Source organism: Paenibacillus hebaui, assembly GCF_051934385.1.
In the GTDB taxonomy this organism is placed as follows: domain Bacteria; phylum Bacillota; class Bacilli; order Paenibacillales; family Paenibacillaceae; genus Paenibacillus.
This window is the reverse complement of sequence record NZ_CP196836.1, coordinates 5,286,995-5,306,258: the sequence shown is the minus strand read 5'-3', so window position 1 is coordinate 5,306,258 and position 19,264 is coordinate 5,286,995. Positions and strand designations below refer to the sequence as shown.

Sequence of the window (19,264 nt, the reverse complement as noted above, 5' to 3'; positions counted from 1 at the left end):
TTTCCTTTAATTCAGTGATTTAACAAAATGACAGATACTCAAAGAGATGTGCAGTATACTCTTCTCCCAACAGCTCATTCAATAGCGGCTCCACATGCTCCAGATATTCGGACTTGGTCTCATAGGTTTCCTCATCTTTCACTTCCCCGGCATAAGCTCGTGCCGCTTCAATCAGGATGGACAGAGCAGTGAAGAAGTCTGACAAAGAATCAGCGACACAATTAGGGTCTCCGCCTTCAAAGGCCGCAAATACAGGAGAGTTCGGTGCTTCTGTATCTACAATTAACGGATCATCGTTAAAATTGGCGATGACAACGTGACTTTTTTGCCAAGAGGAAGATTCCTCATAGGGTTCCTTCATGCCGATCCAGCGGTAACCTAGTTGCTGACGGTGCAGATGTTCAGGTGCAACAAAGAAGATCAGAGCTGCATCACCAATCTCAACGACGGCACTTTTCATTTTGAGCGTACCTTCAGCTTTGGCATCCATCATCTCATAGTGGCTATACAGATATTGAAGTTCGGGAGAAAGAGGTATTCGCGAGTCTACTTCTGGCTGGCATTGTTGTTCGCGAGTCCGCAGATCATGATGTTTGAAAAGTCCATAAGCTTCATTATATAAATCCTGCTGTTCCACAAAACGCCTTAAGGCCGCATCCAGTTGCTGCATGGTGTCTGATTCCTCCTAGTATTCAATAATGATGAACATGGGCTTGCCGGATGCCCCTCCGATTTGGTTAATTTCACAGTAACCGACGATTCATTAGCGCTGAATACCTGACCAGAACACATTCCAGGTAATTGCCAAAGCTTGTTCATAGGATTGCCGTGTCTCATATACGAGCTGTACATCCAGTCCATCCATCAGGGTGACAAAGGCTACGGTTGCTTCTTCCGGACTCAGACGGATGTCAGAATGTCTGGCAAACACAGCTGCCAGTTCTTCCTTGAGTGTTCCCAGATACGTTCGATATTGGGCCAGCACAAAATCATGTACTTCCAAAGGTGTAATGAAAGAAAGAATATACATAAAAGCTACATTTGGGTTAGTTAGGAATCGATTTTTGTGTTCATGTAAAAAGGCATGTAGTTGCTGATCCAGAGATGGAGCAGCAGACTCGCTGAAAAATTGGCGTACAAACTGCTGTTCCTCCTGCACAACCTCCTCATATAACTCCAGCAATAACGCTTTTTTGGTTGAGTAATGGTAAGCAAGGGATTGCTTGCGAATGCCGGCCTCTTCGGCGATCTGGGCCATTTTGGTTCCTTCGTAACCCAGACGATTAAAATGTTGGATGGCAATTTCTTTAATTCGTTTTTTACTCAATGTTTACCTCCAGTTGGCGATCTGTATACCTCTGCTGTTTTTGGGAGTATACCAAATATAACAAGATATATACCACAAAAATACCTATAGAGATAGCATACACCACCGTATAGGAAAATGCAGAAGCCACCACGCCCAGGATCAACGAGCCACCTCCAATCCCGAGGTCAAAGAAGTTAAAGAAGGAAGCCATCGCATTTTCATGCTCATGCTCCTCCACGAGGTTTACACACCAGGTCTGAATAGCCGGGAATATGGCACCAAAGCCAAAGCCATATAAAGCGCCAGCGATCAGGAATTGCACATCATTCTGGGCGATAATCAGAACCAACAGTCCCGCGATTGCAAACCCGGCAGAGGGAAGCAGAACGGACCCTGGACCGTGTTGATCAAACATTTTCCCGGAGAACAGTCGGACGGCGAAGCTGGCTATGGCAACGACAAAGAAAAACCAGGCGACATTGTCGAACCCTCTATCAGCTGCGAATAATGCTACAAAAGACATGATGGAGCCAGCGGCCACTCCAACGAGCATAATCAGCAGTGAAGGGAACAGTACCTTCTTTTCGATCAGCTTGACAGTTGCAATCGGAAGTTCGGAGTTGTCGCTGCCAGGCAACGGTTTAGGCTTTCTGGATACAAAAACCGCCATCAGAAGCGCTAGCAGAAGGATACACATACCACCCATGAACAAGCTCTGATAATTGTATGTAAACAGAAGGCTCGTTCCGATCAATGGACCGATGGATATGGCTACGGTCTCCCCTACCCCAAAATACCCCATGCCTTCTCCCCGGCGATCCCTTGGTATGTTTTCCGTGGCAATCGTTGCGAAATATGTCGTTGCCAGACCAAACCCGAATCCATGGATAACACGGAATACGAGAATCATCCAAATACCTGACGATAGGTAGTATGCGCCTGTCATCAATGCACAGATGCTTATACCGATAATCAACAGATATTTTTTGTCTATTCGGGTCGCTAACACGGACGTGAAGGGTCGAATCAAAATGGCAGAAAACATAAACATTCCGGTAACAAGCCCAATCTGCGAAGCTTCTCCACCCAAGCTTGAGACGAATAGGGGCAAGGTGGGAAGCAACATTTCAAAAGCCATAAACAATAATGCGTTGGCTAACATGATAAATATAAATGATCTTCCCCAGAGTTGCTGAGGTGTATGGCTGACTGTCGAAGTACTCATGGTTTTCCTCCGTAAATGTTAATTTCTGTCGCGCGACATGTTGAACTGATTTTACCTGACGATAGTCAGATTGTAAAGAGGTGTGTTTATATCGTTGGTTCGCATATCCCAACATTTTCCAGTATATTACTCGAATAGATTAATTCAAGTGAGCACTACCTCAGAGAGGTGATATGGAATGACGATGGATGTGCTTGTCCGTAACAATGTAAAGGTGGTCGGTTCAGGTAGCCAAACGATTGTATTTGCTCATGGTTTTGGATGCGATCAGGACATGTGGCGTTACATTGTTCCAGGATTTATAGAGAACTACCGTGTGGTTTTGTTTGATTATGTTGGATCTGGCGAATCTCAAATTAACTATTATGATGCTGAAAAATATAGCAACCTCCAAGGATATGCCCAGGATGTGCTGGAAATTATGGAAGCACTCGAACTGAGGGACGCCATATTTGACGGACATTCTGTCAGCAGTATGATTGGCATGTTAGCATCCATTCAGGACGCTAAATACTTCAAACAAATCGTCATGCTGGGGCCTTCCCCGCGTTATGTGAATGATCTTCCGTATTATTATGGAGGTTTCGATCGACATGATATTGATGAATTGCTTGAGATGATGCAGATGAATTTTATTGGCTGGGCGAGTTATCTGGCACCCATCGTGATGAAGAATCCGGAACGGAAAGATCTGACGGAGGAAATGGAAAAAAGCTTCTGCTCCAGAGACCCGCATATTGCGAGACAATTTGCCGAAGTAACGTTTTTATCCGATTGTCGTATTGATCTGGAGCAGGCTTCCGTGCCAACACTGATTCTTCAGTGCTCTGATGACAGCATTGCCCCGGTTGAAGTAGGAGATTACTTACACGCTCATCTGAAGAACAGCAGGTTGCAACAGATGACGGCGAAGGGACATTATCCGCATCTAAGTCAACCGGAAGAAACGATCCGAATGATTAAGGATTATTTGTCGAGCGCATAAAGCTTGGAAGAGAGGCAGTTATTCGATGGACATACAATTAGATCTGGCCCCCTGTGGGTACTTCTCGATCTCTGATTTGGGCATCCAATCGGGGATCTGGTGCAGGGTAATCTGGCGGGTTTGCTGCAAGCGGTATCTAGGAGTACGGATGTGGTGGCTCGTTATGGGGGAGAGGAGTTCGTCTTTATTCTTGCCGATTGTGATCAGGAGCAAGCGTTGCTCACAGCAGAGAGATATCGTTCAGAGGTAGCTTCTGCCGATTGGGGCGAGTATAACATTACGGTTAGTATTGGTGCGGCTACTGTAATGCAGGAAGATACAGACCAGTCCATGTTTCAAAAAGCGGACACTGCCCTGTATGCCTCCAAAACCGGAGGTAGAAATCGGGTAACACATGCCGCCGAGCTTGTAAGGCGCTAGGTACAGCGGATAGAAGACAAAATGTTGGAGCTAGAGGTGAACTGGAAGTGAATGATAGAAACGGTGAGAACGGCAAAATGGCAAAGAACCTGCGTAGTGTAAGCAGGTTCTTTGTTGTGAGTTGGAGGATGATTATAAATGGGCCAACTCACCAGAATCACGGGTCTCACGTTCCTTTATTAACGTGGTGCAAGATAGCCATATCCTTCTGCGGGTGAGCCAGCCTGGGGACGAAAATTTTCGTTAGCCTCATCCAAAAACTGTGGATTGGTGTACAACGAATGTGTATCGTTGCCAGATCCCTCGGTATAGACGGTGAAGCCGGAATAGGCTGTATTTTTCCATACCCATAGTGCATCTTCTTTCATTGCAGGGGAGTAGTACACATTTTGATCAAACACATTTCCCGAATTGCTGGTGTATTCGTTATAGATCAGAACATCCGAGGTGCCGGATACCACAATGTTGTGTTGGAAATTATTGTTCTTCGTCAGAGCCTGAATGAATAGCTGTCCGTTGCCTGCATCCAGAAGGTCGTTATGAGCCAACGTATTATACATAATCGTACTATTCTCGGTTGAGCCGCGCTCCTTGTCATACCCTCCCATGGCAATGCCCGTCAGTCGATTGCGAAAAATCAGGTTATCCTGCAACGTAATGCTGCTCGTCTTACGTCCAGCATGCTCGGAAGCAATCTCAATGCCAATATCGTTGTGGTGTACCCGATTGTGGTCGATGATGTGATCTTTACCCCCATCCACATAGATACCTCCAGCTGCATTGCTGTTATTGGGAAGATCGGTTCCATAAGAAGGATTATGATTGGAAGAAATATGGTATACTTCGTTCCCTCGAACGATACCGTTACGAGCTTGATCGTAAGTGTCATCCTCGGAAGTACCTTCATAACCGATCAGATCGATGCCAATATTGTCATTGTCATGAATCCTGTTGTCCATAATGGCAAACGTATCGACATTCCCGTTCACCGCGAGTGATTCGCTTGAGCCGAGAACGAGGTCATACAATTCATTATCCTTGATCATGATGTCACGTAATGAACGGGGATGCTCTGTGCCATAGATGGCGATTCCATGAGCATCCCTGCCCAATAAATCAGGTCCAGCAGGTTGTGCATGATTCGCAATGGAGTGTACTGTATTTCCCAGTATTTGAATGTGCTCCCCTGCGCCGTGAACATAGATTCCCACAGGTACCTGACCTGTTTCTTGGGTGGTGAAGTTACGGATTTCGAGATTTTGAACCGTGATATAGCTGACATTGTCTAGTTCAATCAGACCTTGAATGCCCCGTACAGACTGACCTTTACCATCGACAACAACCTTTTCATGAGGGTAGCTGGAAAATACGGTAGGATCATCGGAGGAATTGCCGCTCCGGGTTATTTTGACTTTTTGTTTGTACACACCTTCACGTAAATAAACGGTACTTCCCGGCTTGGCGTGATCGGATGCATACTGCAACGTTCTCCAGGGTGATTGAATGGTTCCTTTATGCTTATCGTTCCCGTCGGGTGATATGTAGTAGATTTCTTGATGGTTAGACTGCTGGACAGGAACAGGTGTAATCATGGACGACGTTTGATCCTGACAACCCGTTGCGAGCAGCATTAGAATTGGGATCATACGTGAAACTGCACGAAGCAAAGTGTTTCCTCCCTTACATTTAGCTTTGAAGTTAGATTATAACAGATTTGAATGGTGAAACAGGCCATGATATGCTCATAGAAAATCAGAAACAGCGTAGATCAGAGGAGATTGAACGTGCAAACATTATCTGTAGATGAATTAGTTGATCGTGAGAACCATGCTTGGGAAGAAGTAAAAGAACTATTGGATAACGGATCAAATCCATATTCACACGTTCCAGCAGCATCCAGGAAGGCTGGAGAAGATACACTTTACCGCCTTCAGGTGAGTACACGATCCTATCTGGGGACAGTTGCCTATGAGACAGGAGGCACTCTACTGGATCATGGCTGGATTACATTGCTTGGCTCTGGTGGTAACGGAATTTATGGTAGCCTCGCTTCCTGGAACGGATTTCATGAGACGTTGGTGGCACAACCGCTTAAAGGTATGTTGGTCGTTGCATATGATGCGGCGGGTGGTTTCTTTGCACTGAATACGGGAAGAAATGATCAGGACGGACATATATACTATTTTGCACCGGATACATTGGAATGGGAATCGACCGAACTGGCCTATTCAGGTTTCATCAACTGGCTGGCGAATGGCGATCTGGAGCAGTTCTATCAGACATTTCGTTGGACAGGTTGGCAGAATGATATGGGCGAGCTTCAGACAGGCCAAGTTTATGCTTATTATCCGCCACTGTGGACGCAGGAAGGTGGAGGGGAGAGCAGCCGTAAAGCGCCGGTTACCATACTGGAAGCCTGGAAGGCAGCATTGGACGGGAAATAGTCATCTTGCATCAACAGAATGGGAGTGAAGCAGGTGAGTAAGGCTAATGCAGCAGCAAATATTCAGAAGTACTACGGGATTATGCTTCCACAGGAATATCTGGATTTTCAGCAGGCGGTCAGCGATATGTCTTTCGATCTAATGCAAGGTGAAACGGTGCTGGATTGGGAGATTCGTTTCTCTGCACTCGATGATCAGTTCATAACGAATAATATTAATCTGGTGGACGATGTGAACCCTGATCCACTCCGAATCATTCCGATTGCCTGGAGTGTCAGCAGTGGCAACAACTATATGCTGGATTACAGAAAAAATGTGGATTATCCTTCTGTCCTTGTCATGGACCATGAAGAAGCGATGGTGCGCGAAGATGCGGAGAGTGAATCAGAGACGCTGGAAGAGGCGCAACGACTGCTTGATGAAAATGTAAAGGAAGTCACTGCCAATTTCACCGAGTTCATTGCACTTCTGAAAGCCAGACCCTCGCTTTCAGAGCAGTTATCATCTGATGATGGGTGCTAAGCGTAAGAAGTAATAAAAGTAATAAAAAAAACAGGCTTCCTTTGTGAGGACGCCTGTTTTTTTATTATACCATGCAAGGCTTTGGAGTCACTTAAATTTTTCTTAGGAAACGGTGGCTTGTTTGCCGCGATGGCGAACCCACTTGATTACGTCCATCAAAATTACAGCGGCCAGAGCAAGTCCGCCTGCGATCAGGAACTCATTCCAGCCAAACGTATCCGGAATGGCGAAGATGCCACGAACACCAGGCAACAATGTAATTCCATAGAGACATAAGCAGAGCAGTACTGATCCAAGCACAAATTTATTGGTGAAGAAACCAACCTGGAGAATCGTCTGTGTATTGGAACGTGCGGCAAAGGTCTGAAGCGTACGAGCCAGAATCAGTGTAGTAAAGGCCATAGCCACGCTGATTTCAGGTGAAATGCCGAGTCCAATATATTGGGACACAATGACCGCTATACCGATCAATAGACCCCGGGTGATAACAGCCTGTAATGTACCGCCTGCAAAGATACCTTCGTTGATGTCACGTGGTTTTCTCCGCATGACATCCGGTTCGGCTTTCTCCGTACCGAGTGCAATGGCGGGCAGGGAGTCGTTCACCAGATTGATGAAGAGCAACTGAAGCGCAGTAAATGGGTTAACCCAGCCTACGACCAGAGCAAACAGAATGGCGGTGATGGCGCCAAGGTTACCGGCAAACAGGTATGCAATGGCTTTTTTGATATTATCAAATACCATCCGACCTACACTCACCGCATTCACGATAGATACAAAATTATCATCCGTGAGGATCATGGCAGCTGCATCTTTGGCGACATCTGTTCCGCTCCCCATTGCAACGCCGATGTCAGCCTGTTTCAATGCAGGTGCATCGTTAACACCGTCTCCAGTCATGGCAGCTACTTTACCTTTGCGCTGCCAAGCGCGGACAATGCGGATTTTATTTTCAGGAGACACCCTCGCATACACCGAGATCTGCTCCAGCTGTTGATCCAGCTCTTCATCCGACATTTTGTCCAACTCGGCTCCGGTAATCGCCAGATCATCGGGACCGGCAAGTCCGATATCCACACCGATGGCCTGAGCCGTCGTTTTGTGATCCCCGGTAATCATGATGGTGCGAATACCTGCTTTTTTGGACTCTTCAATCGAGCCATATACCGCTTCGCGCGGCGGGTCAATCATCGCTGTCAGGCCAACAAGTGTCAGATCATGCTCGTCCTCAATGGTGACCTGGTTTTTGTCATCAAATTTTTTGTACGCATAGGCCAGTACCCGGAATGCCCGTTTGGAGAAGGCTTCGTTTTTTTCTTCAAACTGAGTGCGGATCTCCGGGGTTAATGGTTGAACTTCACCGTTTATAAATACATGACTACAGCGACTGAACAGGACATCTGGACCTCCTTTGGTCAACAACGCCGTCTGTCCCTCAAAGGTATGCACCGTACTCATCAGCTTTCGATCCGAATCAAAGGGAAGCTCGGCTTCACGCGGGAACTGGTCGCGGATCTCATTGTAATCCTTGTTGACCCGATTACTAAAGGCAATGAGTGCAACCTCAGTGGGATCACCAAGTTCCTTGCCTTCCTGGTTAATATTCGAATCATTGCAGAGCACTGCAATATGTAACAATCGGCGTTCCTCTTCAGACCACTGATCCGGATCATCCGGAAATTCGTCTTTGGTACCATGGGGAATGTAATAGTCCACCACCGTCATCTTGTTTTGAGTGAGGGTTCCTGTTTTGTCGGTACAGATGATACTTGCAGAACCCAGAGCTTCCACGGCTGGAAGACGTCTGATGATGGCGTGCTGCTTGGCCATTTTATTCGTTCCCAGAGACAATACAATCGTCACAATGGAGGAGAGGGCTTCGGGAATGGCAGCGACAGCTACGGCTACAGCGAACATCAACGCATTTACGATCGATGGGCCGATATTTTCCGTTCCTTCGGTTAACCAGACCCGACCTGCTTCAATGGCAAAAATCAGGATCGATAGACCAAGGATGAAAAACCCCAGTTTTTTGCTGAATGATTCCAATTTGCGCTGTAACGGTGTTTCTTTGGCTTCAGCATTTTCGATTAATTCGGCAATCTTGCCGATTTCGGTTTTTAATGCAGTACCTGTAATAACAAGGGTACCTCGGCCATATACGACCAGTGAACCACTGAATGCCATATTACGGCGATCTCCGATGGGCACTTCTTCCGGAATAAGTTTGGCGTGCTTTTCTGCTGCTTCGGATTCTCCGGTTAACATGCCTTCGTTGATTCTCAGGCTTCCTGATTCCAGAATACGCCCGTCCGCTGGCACATAATCTCCCGCATCGAGCAGAACGATATCGCCGGGGACCAATTCCCTGGCCGGAATGGTTTGTTTCTCGCCATCGCGAATGACCTTAGCTTCGGGTGCAGACATTTGTTTCAGGGCATCCAGAGAACTCTCGGCTTTCTTGGTCTGCACGACACTAATGACCGCATTTAATAGAATGACCAGGAATATGATCAGCGATTCAATCAGGTGTCCAAGGACAATTTGCACAGCGGCTGCAATCAGTAAAACGATAACCATGGGATCTTTGAAATTTTCAATGAACAGCTTCCAGATGGGTGTTGCATCTTTTCCCTTTAACTCGTTATAGCCTTCAGTCTCAAGTCTCTTCGCAGCTTCGGAGGTGGTGAGTCCATTGGTGGAACTCTGTACTTCCTTAAGTATCTCCTCTGCACTGTGTCTGTAATGTTGCAATTGACCAGCTCCTTGGATATTTAGATTTCGGATATTAGATTTCTCTGTGTATATAACCTCGCAGACGCATAAGAATCAGTGAATTTCATCATTTTTATGAACTCCATAGGTAGAATCTCCGCGTCTGGTGAATCTCATTCGTTTGCTATGAATACGTATTGTATGATATCCCGTTGCACTTTTTAGAAATGGAAAGAGATGGATGGAAGAATTTTGGGAAATGTGTGTTAAATCACACTTGGCCCCTTAAGGGTCTGCTACGCTATTCCTAACGAACAGAGTTTAATCCAGGTTTGGAGGGAAATGATATGTTTTGTTATCAGTGTGAACAGACGCCTAGTGGCGGTTGTACCGTAGTTGGGGTATGCGGCAAAAATGAAACGATCGCCAGCTTGCAGGATACCATGATTTTTGCTCTGAAAGGAATCGCTGCTTATGCGACACACGCACGGCAGTTGGGATATCACGATCCAGAGGTGGATCGGATTACACATGAGGCACTATACATGACGTTAACAAATTCGAATTTTAATGTACAGGAACATCTGGAAATGGCGATGAAAGTGGGAAATGCAGCGATTCGTATTATGGATGTGCTCGATCGTGCGCATACCGACCGTTTTGGTATTCCACAGCCAATTACCGTTAGTCAGAACCAGATCGAGGGACAGTGCATCGTGGTGACAGGACATAATCTGTATGCACTGGAGGAGCTGTTGCGCCAAACAGAAGGCAAGGGCATCAACATCTATACCCACTCGGAAATGTTGCCTGCTCATGGTTATCCAGCACTGAAGAAATACACCCATCTGAAGGGCAACATCGGCAAAGCCTGGTACGATCAGCGTAGACTGTTCGAACAGTTCCCAGGAGCTATTCTCGCTACAACGAACTGTGTTATGCCAATCAAAGGGACCTATGCAGATCGCTTCTTCTCGTACGAAGTGGCGGGTCTGGAGGGCGTTGCCAAGATCACGAACGATGACTTCTCGCCTCTGATTGAGCGTGCGTTGTCACTGCCTGCGGCCGATATTCAGTCCGAGCAAGTGTTAACGACAGGATATCATCATGAGACGGTGATTGGACTTGCACCCGAAATTATCCAGGCGGTAAAAGACGGACATATCCGTCGTTTCTTCGTCATTGCAGGCTGTGACGCACCGGGCAAAGGGGGCAACTACTATCGTGAATTGGCTACATCGTTACCAAATGACACGGTTATTCTGACCACATCCTGCGGTAAATTCCGCTTCAATGATGTGGATTATGGCACGGTCGGAGATACGGGCATTCCACGTTATATCGACTTGGGTCAGTGCAACAACTCGGGTTCTACCGTGAAAATTGCGATGGCCTTAGCGGATGCTTTTGGCTGTACCGTGAATGAATTACCTGTCAGCATCGTCCTGTCCTGGTTTGAACAAAAAGCAGTCGCCATCCTGCTCGGCCTGTTCAGTCTCGGTATTCAGGATATCCGTATTGGGCCCAAACCGCCAGAGTTCATATCGGCTGGTGTACTGGATGTACTCGTGGATATGTTTGGCCTGAAGTTGATTACAACGGCAGAAGAAGACATGAACGCCATGCTGGCATTGTCGTAAGATGGGGATCAAGTGAGACTTACGGCTAACCGGGTACAATAGATGTTAATTGAAGTGCGTCATCAGAGTGCGGAGAAAATGATTCATAATAATAAGATGAAAAAGAGCCTGTCCCAAAAGGGATGTTCTCTCGCTCCAAGCGCTAACGAACCTACCGCATTCTAATAGGTGGATAATCAAGGATTGCAACGCTTAATGAATCTCAGTAACGTTATTCCGTAATAACATGGCGTCAGAACCTATATAATTGACCCCATCGACGAAGTAACATCTCTGTGATTCGTTAAATCTCAGACCTGTGCAAATCGGAGCGAATAGCGTGTGCCAGGTTCATTAGAATAAAATAAGACTAACAGGGGTGTCCTCCGTCATGCTTATGACTTATGGGATGCCCCTTTGCTTTTTCCTTTTACTAGGTCATTATACCTTGCACAAAAAACATGAAATAAAAGGAGAAATCGTTTTTTTATCCTATTGAAGTTTTTTCGTGGGAATGGCTATATAGATAAGGACACATCACAAAACTCGGGTTTACCGCAGCATAAGGAGAAGGTACATATGAAAGACAGGTTCATCGAACAACGATTAAAGCTCGCAGGTGGAAAGGAGAATATTCGTCATGTGCAGCATGACATGAGTATAACAACGCTGACATTACATGACCATAGCTATATGGAACTGTCCGTTCCAACGGAAACGAACCTCGATACTGATATTTGCATAACCGATGGCAAGTATTGTATGAAGTTTATAGATGAAGACGCCTTTATTTACAATACGCTACTTGGTATGGGTGTGGAGCAACAGAACGGAAATTCGATGCAGGAAACAACGATTAGAGGTAAAAAAACATACTCCATCCTGTATTTTATTTCCGATGTGTTCAGGCCATTGATGCCAGTCCTTCTGGGGGCAGCAATCCTAAAAATCATACTCGGCATGATTACAGTGATTAGCTCGCTCAGCTCGGAAGATGCTTCGCTGATCAACAGTCAAACCTGGATGATCTGGAAGTCGATCGGCGACAGCGCATTTTATCTGCTGCCCATCCTAATCGCCATCAGCACAGCTTATCGCTTAAAAGGCAATCTATATGTGGCAACTGCCATTGGCGGATTGATGTTATATCCACAAATGATCACGTTAATGTCCAGTGGAGAAGACGTACATTTTATGGGTGTACCCCTCGTGTCACAGGCGCCCTTTTTTTCAGCAGCGCTTTGGGTGATTGCAGCAATAGGAGCAGCTTCCTGGCTGGAAAGGCGGGTTGAGCGAATCAGCCCCGGAGCGCTAAAAGGAATCCTTGCTCCGGCGTTAACGTTGATGATCATTGTGCCAATTGTACTGCTGGTGCTTGGTCCAGTGGGTACTTGGGTTGACGAGCATCTGCCTGGTGTCATCGATTCGCTGCTGAATCATGCTCCAGTGGTCTTGATCATGCTGCTAGGAGCGATCATGTCGCTACTTATGATCACGGGGTTACATTACTGGCTGTTGCCAATCCTGATTAACGAGCTTATGACGAATGGGTTCACCATTGTGCTTCCGGCCATGCTTGTTGCCTTTGTTGCTCAGTCGGGTGCTGCACTCGCTACAGGTCTGCGAAGCGAGCAGCCGGAGTTCAGGAAACTGGCATTCTGGGCAAGCGGGACGGCGCTATTTGGTGTGACAGAGCCTGCAATGTTCGCAGTCAATATGAGAAGGAGAGCGTCTTTTTATGCAGCCATGTTGGGTGGTGCGGTTGGAGGTTTGTATTTCGGTCTCCTGTCCGTCAAGGTATTTGTCATAAGCACTTCCGTCAGCCTGTTGGACATTCCGTTCTACATAGAAGAGGGAACCTTCAATATGTTGCATACATGTATTGGGGTATGCATTGCTTTTGTGGTGTCAGGGGTACTTGCATACTGGATGGCGGGAAGAACAGCCAGCCGCAAAAGCGTCTAAGCTCCAAGTAATGGACTATTCAGTCGTATTTCGAGATTCGAAAATGTGCTGAAATGGAACGAACAATCGCGAGTGAACACCACTGCCGCGAAATAATTCCCGATTTCGCAACCATTATGTTTCTTACTGAGGAACCAAAACAGACGATGAGAAGAAGCAAGCGGATCACACATATGTGAACTTCTTGCTTCTTTTATTTGCTTCACACTCCATAAACATATGAAAGGAATGCAGAATGGTACAATGATAGAAAATACAATGATAGAAAGTATAGTGTTAGAAAGCACATGGAAAGGATAAACCTATGGCGAACAATGCAGCATGGATGGCGCAATGGACATCAACCGAACCTTTAACCCAGGCATGGATGACTACAGGCAAGGTGCATTATTTTTCAAGCCCCTCCTTCATCCTCCTTATGGATGGGAAAGCCATTTGGAAATTAAATGGGCATCACGTCGAAGTTTCTTATGGACAGCTCCTTGCGGTTGAAAAAAATGTCGTGATTGAAGTGATGGAGGGAGGGCTTCAGGATCTGGCAGGGTGGCATATTCAGTTCCAAACGTTCGCAATGCCTCAGAACCAACAGGAGATGGTACAGCATCATTGGCATGTTCCCCACGGCACTGGATATCAGAAGGTACAACTGACGGGTGGGGCCTTAGCCAGCCTTAACCAGCATTTAAGCGGGAATGTGTCTCAGAATCCACATGCAGCATGGGTTCGCAGACAACATTTGATCCATGAATTGTTGGACGATCTGTACCAGGCTCAGCCGGATGAGGTGCATACGACAGAAGAGGGTCTTCGTCGATCCGTTCATTACATGCAACAGCATCATGATCAGGTAATCACTCGCAAGCAGTTGGCTCAGATTTCAGGTATGAGTCCATGGCATTATTCCCGCAAGTTCAGTGAATATTATGGAAAACCACCCCTCGATTTTCTGGCCCATTACCGAATCTATCGCGCACAGGAAGAGCTGGTGCTAACGTCTGCCACTTCGCAGGATATTGCCAAAAAACTCGGATATGAAGATGCACATTATTTCAGTCGTCGCTTCAAACAACTGACAGGGGTATCGCCCAGAGACTATGCACAGACGCTGCCAAAACGCAGAATAATATGCCTCTCTCCGCTCTTTGCGGAAGTCATGATTCACTTGGGAATCATCCCTCAGGCTGTGATCGTAACCTCCCTGCTGCTGCCTGAGCACCAATATGAGCTATTTCAAGCCCATCAGGTACAGATGCTGGAGGCTTCACCCTATGAAATGGATGTCGAGGCGATTCGACACATGCAGCCTGAGATCCTGATTGGCAACGTGTGGTCTGAAGAATACAGGCAGCAGTTGCGCACAATTGCGCCATGGATTGGCGGAATGAGTATGGAAATCGGAAGTGTGCTGCACCAATGTTCAATCTGGTTTCACAAGCAAGAAGAGGAGAGACAGCTTCAACTCCGGATGACAAACGAAGTGATGACTGCACGTCAGCAGTTGCAGGGTGTGATTGAATCTGGTGCAACCTTCATGGTATTGCGAGTGGAACCTTTCGGGTATCGATATTTGGGGGGCGAGTCTGGTGGGGCATCCCGATTACTGTATGGACAGCTTGGATTATCCCTTCCCGATGCGCTGATCGGCGGTAAAGCATGGTTTAACCCTTGTTCGCTCGAATTGCTGATGCAGGCCAATCCAGATTACCTGTTTGTGGAAAGGCGCGTAATGCAGCATTTTCATGTGGAAGATAGCATGAACAATCTGATGGGTAGCAGTGTATGGAATGAATTAAAGGCAGTCCAGAGCCATCGAGTGTTCGAAATTGATACTCCTCTATGGGTGGAAGGTCGTGGAATGCTAGGGCACGCGATGATCCTGAACGAAATTGTGAATCTTGTAAATGGTACAGATGAACGGTAGAGCACAATAATCCAACCGAATACGCACGATCCACTATGGAAGATACCCTTCCGATTTGATAGTATTTGATAATAATTATCATTATCAATATCGCAAAAGGGAGAGTACATCATGTCACGAAGATTTACCCGTTTGAATGTTATGCTGCTGGTACTTAGTCTGGTGCTAGCGGCTTTTTCCAGTGGTTCAGAGAAAGAAGCAGACGCAATATCAGAAGATACAGGGACGAATGCAACGAAGGTGGTTCGGGATCTGTTTGGAGACGTTACCATTCCTGTAAAACCTCAAAATATGCTTGTCATGGATTCCATCTATGCCGAATATTTGATCGAAATGGGGGTTAAGCCCCAGATGGTTGCGTTTGTACCGGAGATTGAGCCGGAGTATCGTGCCCCCTATTTTGAAGAACATACAGTACAAATGGTTCAATCGGAGCAGTATCAATACAATTATGAGCAACTGCTTGCGCTGTCCCCGGATATGATTGTTACGATGGGCGCTGGTATGGAGCAATCCGTATATGATGAACTTTCCAAAATTGCTCCGACGGTGGCATTGGATGCCAACGCTGAAATGGACGAAGCAATGCCAAAATTGGCAGCGATCTTCGACAAGCAGGCAGAGTCCGCCCAAGCTCTTGCTGAATTCAACGAGAAAGCCAAACAAGCCAGAGAACAAATCGCACAGGCCATTGGGAATAAAACCGTGCTTGTTCTGCGCGTGGAGCACAATCGTTACCGTTTCATGGGTCCCAAAGGTGGGAGCAGTAGTGTGTTTTTAGCGTGTCCTGATCTCGGGCGGCGGTGATTCGGCGGTTGACTGGGCGAATGAAATGGCTGATTTGGCGCAGGAAGTTATTGTGGTACACCGACGTCATGAATTTGCCGGACATGAGTTGCCTGTTGCCCAGATGAAAGCTTTTGCTCAAGTCATGACACCTTACAGCATATCTCGCTTATACGGTGCAGGAGACAAAATAGACCTGGTTGAACTCGTCCATGTAGAGAACGGGGAGATCAAGCAAGTAGAAGTGGATGAAGTCGTCGTAAGCCATGGCTACGATCGTGATTTTGGCAATCTTGTACAGTGGGGACTGGAGCGGGAAGATTACGGTGTATCCGTTGATCCAAGAATGCGCACAAGCATTCCAGGCGTATTTGGAGCTGGCGATTTTATCACCTATGAGAGTAAAGTTCGGCTGATCGCCGGAGCTTTTAGCGATGCCGTCCTAGCAGTGAACAGCGCTAAGCTGTATCTGGAACCGACCGCTTCGGGTATGGCAGGGGTATCGTCCCATAATGCCCGTTTTTTTGAGAAGAACAAGGCTATTTCAAACCAGTAAAACTGCATACGCAGAAGAGTTAACATGTTATAACAAGAAACCCGATCTGTGTCGAGAATGTCTCGAACATGCATCGGGCTTTTTTTCAGTGAATAGCGCAGTAAGGAAATGAAATACAAGTTGAAGTAATGTTATAATCTAATCAATAAAATATGACAGATCCGTATGGGAGGTAGCAGATGAAAAAAATGAACAAATTCATATCTTCTCCTCTTGAGTTTGAGGTTTTGGAGCATGATCGAGTGATTGCTAAGGTTAAACTGGATTATAGCAATCAGACGGTTGACGTATGGCAAGATAAAAGTGTTTTGCCTGTTTTTCTTCCTTTTCCAAACAAGCCCAAGGTGACCGTAGGGGATGTATTGGATTATTTTGAATCAAGATGTTTCCCTCGCACCAGGCACCATGCTGATAAAATTTTGCAATCATTGGGTCTGAATGATTATGTAGCTTCGGAGATCGTAAAACAAACACATGGCGTATTATATGATGATTATGTCTGGATTCGATTTTCTAATGAGGAGTTGTCTTGTGCTGATGTCCATCCCCGTTATGCAGGTGAGCAAGGATTCTCGTAAGACTTTTGTCAGTAGCAGCAAGGGTGATCAATTAAAATGGAAAATTGAAAATAAGTGGGGAAAAGCTAATAAATTTGGTTATGAAGGGCTGGCGGAGTGGGTAGCATTCGAGTTAATTAATCAATCTAATATTCCATCACGACTTATAGTTCCTTATACACAATGTGTTCTGATTGAGGATAACGTTGAATATCCGGGTTGTTATTCAGAAGATTTTCTGCAACCGGGAGAGAGTATCATTACTTTGCATCGTATTTTGGAGAGTTATGGCGTTAAATTTGATGATTTACAGGAAGGAAAGAGCACACGGGATTCAGTGCTTTTAGTTGTTGAGTTTCTCAAGGATGCATTGAAATTAGATACGCTAGAGTACTTCTCAATAATGTTACCACTGGATGCTATTCTGCTGAATGAAGACCGACACTTGAATAATATTGCATTTATACACGGTCCTAACGGATATAGACTTTGTCCACTATTTGATCATGGTCTAAGCCTTTTGTCAGATACAACAGACTATCCGCTAAGCATGCCAACAAGTATTGCGTTGCGTAAAATTAAGGCAAAGCCATTTAGTAGTGATTTTTCAAAACAAGCACGTGCGCTGGAAACAAATCTTCAATTCGATCGATCTTCAGTTATACAATTCATTGAACAACATGATCAAGATCTGGGGAGAGTTGCACAAATTTTAAGATCCCAGATTCGAAAATATGAACACTTATTTATGTGATTTAACAATCCAAATTGTAATTGACATAGATGTACACTTGTAGATAACAACGTCGATATATTCACACAACATACAAACAGCGTGTACCGTCTACTTCTAGTGTGCGCTGTTTGCATGTTCTCTTTTTTTGGGAACTAATCTTTGGCTCTGTTGAAGAAGCCAAAGATTATGGTAGCTGAATGGAATTTAGAAGAAGTATTGACGCGATGTTCCCCTGTGGTTCCTGATGTAATTCAATATATACAAAAAAACTGAAATGGTGGGGAGTTTGACAGTGAACTAGAGAAGAATGAGATGTAAATTAATCGTTTAATATAGACAACTTTTCCCAGAATGGGCACTATAATTTTCTGAATTATAGTTGATTGTCTATGCCCCCCCGTGATGATTACACATAGTATGTGGAGAAATATCACGGAGGTGAGTTCAATGTTAAATCGTCATGGGAAACGTATTTGTAGACGTAAATTCAAAAAACATTTGCATTGTGGTGTTAGGGTTAAGGTGGTAAAGGTTAAACCTAAAGTTGTTGTTCATGCACCGCAAGGCTCTCCAGGGATTCCTGGCCCACCAGGACCGATCGGTCCCAAAGGGGCGACTGGCGCTCAAGGGATACCCGGGCCAGTCGGACTGCAAGGAATTCCTGGTATACCAGGACCAGTCGGTCCAGCAGGCGCGATCGGAGCAGTGGGCCCTGTGGGTGCAGTCGGTCCAGCTGGCCCAATCGGACCAGTGGGTCCCGCAGGCCCTGCAGGAATAGTCGGTGCAACTGGCCCAGCCGGGGCTGGAATATCCGATTTCCTGAGTGTTTTCCGAGCAGATCCCGGCCCAGGTACTGACACAGTTCCAGGAAACTCACCCATAACTTTAACCGGGGTTTTGGCTAATGTTGGAGGTGCATTCACCTTTGTGCCACCATCTTCAACGATAACAATCAATGAAACAGGAAGTTACTTTATCTCTTTCACCATTCATAATCAGGGCGATGCTGATTTTAACCTCACAGTGAATGGAACGCCCATAACACCAGTACCTTTCACGGGTAATGGAGGAGGACCCATATCTGCTGAAGTTATTATTACCGTCACAACAGTTCCGACGACGATTCAGCTGGTAAATGCGAATGCAACTCCTGCACAGTTGCATAACAATTTAAATACGACTGTGACAATACTAAAACTGACTCCTTAATTCCGATTCTCAATATAGTTTATGTCAGCATGAAAATAAAAGTTTATGTCTTTTATCCAGTCAATAAGTCTATTTATTCAAAAAGATAGTCTGAATTATCGGGGGCTGGAGAGCGGCGGGGCGATGAAGCTAAAAGACATCACCGCTGCTCTCTCCTTTTCCGAAGCCAAGCCCCAAAGTTTGGTAAGAGAATCACGGTGCTGGTAGCTACCGAAGTATAAAGGTCACTGAGATTAGGACCGTCGTCACGTTCAAGCTGGACAAGATACTTATGCAAGAGGAAGCTTTGGATAAA

General features: G+C 45.9%; 17 protein-coding genes. 12 read left to right on the top strand and 5 right to left on the bottom strand.

Annotated features, from left to right (window positions below; all coding sequences use genetic code 11):
* Positions 1-19: 19 nt before the first annotated feature.
* The 3 genes from ACR32F_RS24040 to ACR32F_RS24030 form a co-directional block, all read right to left on the bottom strand.
* Entirely contained in the window at positions 20-670 is a 651-nt protein-coding gene (locus tag ACR32F_RS24040) for a hypothetical protein (RefSeq protein WP_440111478.1), read from the bottom strand.
* Positions 671-763: 93 nt separating this feature from the next.
* The gene (locus ACR32F_RS24035) at positions 764-1,327 is read right to left on the bottom strand and encodes a TetR/AcrR family transcriptional regulator (RefSeq protein WP_440111476.1); all 564 of its coding nucleotides are present in this window, start codon (positions 1,325-1,327) and stop codon (positions 764-766) included.
* Positions 1,320-2,534, bottom strand: coding sequence for an MFS transporter (locus ACR32F_RS24030; protein WP_440111474.1), 1,215 nt, complete (start codon positions 2,532-2,534; stop codon positions 1,320-1,322). The genes ACR32F_RS24035 and ACR32F_RS24030 overlap by 8 nt, the downstream gene beginning before the upstream one ends.
* Before the next feature lie 178 nt (positions 2,535-2,712).
* Between ACR32F_RS24030 and ACR32F_RS24025 the strand changes: the two genes are divergently transcribed.
* Both ACR32F_RS24025 and ACR32F_RS24020 read left to right on the top strand, forming a co-directional pair.
* Positions 2,713-3,519, top strand: coding sequence for an alpha/beta fold hydrolase (locus ACR32F_RS24025; protein ID WP_440111472.1), 807 nt, complete (start codon positions 2,713-2,715; stop codon positions 3,517-3,519).
* Between the two features lie 87 nt (positions 3,520-3,606).
* Positions 3,607-3,939 carry a GGDEF domain-containing protein gene (locus ACR32F_RS24020; protein WP_440120000.1) on the top strand — a complete coding sequence of 111 codons (333 nt, stop codon included), beginning with the start codon at positions 3,607-3,609 and terminating at the stop codon, positions 3,937-3,939.
* A gap of 179 nt (positions 3,940-4,118) precedes the next feature.
* Here ACR32F_RS24020 and ACR32F_RS24015 read toward each other — a convergent pair whose 3' ends face one another.
* Positions 4,119-5,606, bottom strand: a complete 1,488-nt coding sequence (locus ACR32F_RS24015) for a DUF5123 domain-containing protein (RefSeq protein ID WP_440111470.1) — start codon at positions 5,604-5,606, stop codon at positions 4,119-4,121.
* A gap of 117 nt (positions 5,607-5,723) precedes the next feature.
* On the opposite strand from ACR32F_RS24015, the gene ACR32F_RS24010 reads away from it, so the two are divergent.
* Both ACR32F_RS24010 and ACR32F_RS24005 read left to right on the top strand, forming a co-directional pair.
* On the top strand, positions 5,724-6,383 hold the full coding sequence (locus tag ACR32F_RS24010; protein ID WP_440111468.1) for a DUF2625 family protein: 660 nt from the start codon (positions 5,724-5,726) through the stop codon (positions 6,381-6,383).
* A 33-nt stretch (positions 6,384-6,416) separates the two neighbouring features.
* On the top strand, positions 6,417-6,905 hold the full coding sequence (locus ACR32F_RS24005; protein ID WP_440111466.1) for an SMI1/KNR4 family protein: 489 nt from the start codon (positions 6,417-6,419) through the stop codon (positions 6,903-6,905).
* 102 nt (positions 6,906-7,007) lie between these two features.
* On the opposite strand, the gene ACR32F_RS24000 is transcribed toward ACR32F_RS24005, so the two are convergent.
* Positions 7,008-9,659, bottom strand: a complete 2,652-nt coding sequence (locus ACR32F_RS24000) for a cation-translocating P-type ATPase (protein WP_440111464.1) — start codon at positions 9,657-9,659, stop codon at positions 7,008-7,010.
* A gap of 308 nt (positions 9,660-9,967) precedes the next feature.
* Here ACR32F_RS24000 and hcp point away from each other — a divergent pair, with 308 nt between their 5' ends.
* The 8 genes from hcp (at position 9,968) to ACR32F_RS23960 (ending at position 18,969) form a co-directional block, all read left to right on the top strand.
* Positions 9,968-11,260: a hydroxylamine reductase gene (gene hcp, locus ACR32F_RS23995; RefSeq protein ID WP_440111462.1), complete on the top strand. Its 1,293-nt coding sequence runs from the start codon at positions 9,968-9,970 to the stop codon at positions 11,258-11,260.
* 558 nt (positions 11,261-11,818) lie between these two features.
* On the top strand, positions 11,819-13,204 hold the full coding sequence (locus tag ACR32F_RS23990; protein ID WP_440111460.1) for a PTS transporter subunit EIIC: 1,386 nt from the start codon (positions 11,819-11,821) through the stop codon (positions 13,202-13,204).
* A 304-nt stretch (positions 13,205-13,508) separates the two neighbouring features.
* Positions 13,509-15,125, top strand: a complete 1,617-nt coding sequence (locus ACR32F_RS23985) for a helix-turn-helix domain-containing protein (RefSeq protein WP_440111458.1) — start codon at positions 13,509-13,511, stop codon at positions 15,123-15,125.
* Between the two features lie 111 nt (positions 15,126-15,236).
* Positions 15,237-15,932, top strand: a complete 696-nt coding sequence (locus ACR32F_RS23980) for an ABC transporter substrate-binding protein (RefSeq protein ID WP_440111456.1) — start codon at positions 15,237-15,239, stop codon at positions 15,930-15,932.
* Positions 15,913-16,467 (top strand): NAD(P)/FAD-dependent oxidoreductase, encoded by a 555-nt coding sequence (locus tag ACR32F_RS23975; RefSeq protein ID WP_440119999.1) that lies wholly within the window; start codon positions 15,913-15,915, stop codon positions 16,465-16,467. The genes ACR32F_RS23980 and ACR32F_RS23975 overlap by 20 nt, the downstream gene beginning before the upstream one ends.
* A 179-nt stretch (positions 16,468-16,646) precedes the next feature.
* Positions 16,647-17,045 (top strand): hypothetical protein, encoded by a 399-nt coding sequence (locus ACR32F_RS23970; RefSeq protein WP_440111454.1) that lies wholly within the window; start codon positions 16,647-16,649, stop codon positions 17,043-17,045.
* Positions 16,999-17,778, top strand: coding sequence for a hypothetical protein (locus ACR32F_RS23965; protein WP_440111452.1), 780 nt, complete (start codon positions 16,999-17,001; stop codon positions 17,776-17,778). The genes ACR32F_RS23970 and ACR32F_RS23965 overlap by 47 nt, the downstream gene beginning before the upstream one ends.
* A 429-nt stretch (positions 17,779-18,207) precedes the next feature.
* Positions 18,208-18,969 (top strand): collagen-like protein, encoded by a 762-nt coding sequence (locus ACR32F_RS23960; protein WP_440111450.1) that lies wholly within the window; start codon positions 18,208-18,210, stop codon positions 18,967-18,969.
* Positions 18,970-19,264 lie beyond the last annotated feature (295 nt).